This is a genomic window from Oleiphilus sp. HI0128 (genome assembly GCF_001635365.1).
Map to the genome: position 1 here is coordinate 1 of NZ_LWGG01001159.1, position 1004 is coordinate 1004.

Here is a 1004-nt window from a genome sequence, read left to right on the forward strand (position 1 = left end):
GCCATAAAAGGCTTCACGCACCTGAGACATAATATCCTGACGTGTCAGGCCTAATACTGAAGCCTGAGGCAAAAGCACTATCTCAATCGCCTCTTTACCGTCTGAATAGCTATCGGAAATATCAAATACCCCCGGGTAGCTTGCCAACTTTTCTTTTATTAGCTCAGCAATACCTGAGAGAGCATTAAAGTCCTGCGCACTCAGCTTGATATCAATCGGGTCACTGACTCGACCAATTTCAGCACGATAAGTTAACTTCTCTGCGCCCGGCACATGGCCAATTAATGCACGCCACTCATTAACCAGCTCGCGACTGGTGATATCCAAAGTACGCTCTTCTGGCGGCGTAATTTCAAATATCACGCGCCCAATATGGCTCGAACCACCAGAAGAGCCAGTTGTTGCCATGATATTTCGAATCACCGCCTCGCCTTCCAGGTGATACTTATCCTGAAGCTCACGGGCAGCTCCCAGCATTGACAAGACATATCGATCAGTCACTTCGACGGGTGTTCCTATAGGCATTTCCAGGTTAGCACGTGCCAACTCACTTTGAACCTTCGGGAAGAATATGAACTTCATCCACCCAGTCGAAACCAAGGCATACAAAATAAATAAGAGACCAAAACTAAGCGCCAGACAAAGGTAGCGATACTTCAAGGCCAACTGAAGTGCTGGCTGATAGTAGTGCAAGACAACACTTTCAAAACCGTCGGCAAAGCGCTGCTGAAAACGAGATAAGCCAGCCACCAAGGCTGAGCTTTGATTTTGAGGTTGTAGCTTAATTCGCTTCAAGTGAGCTGGTAAAACAAGCTTGGACTCAATTAGAGAAAATACCAATATAGGAATCACAACAACCGGAATCGCCGCAAACAATTGCCCGCGCACGCCTTCAATAAACGCAATGGGAAGAAAAGCTGCGATCGTCGTTAAAATACCAAAGGTTACCGGAACTGCGACTTCTTTAGTGCCATTGATCGCGGCTTCCAAACCTGACTCAGAAC

At 46.9% G+C, this 1004-nt stretch carries 1 protein-coding gene; it reads right to left on the minus strand.

What is annotated here, in order from left to right; translation table 11 throughout:
- Positions 1-1004: efflux RND transporter permease subunit (locus A3763_RS19635; RefSeq protein ID WP_197482998.1), on the minus strand; the 1004-nt coding region annotated here is incomplete at both ends.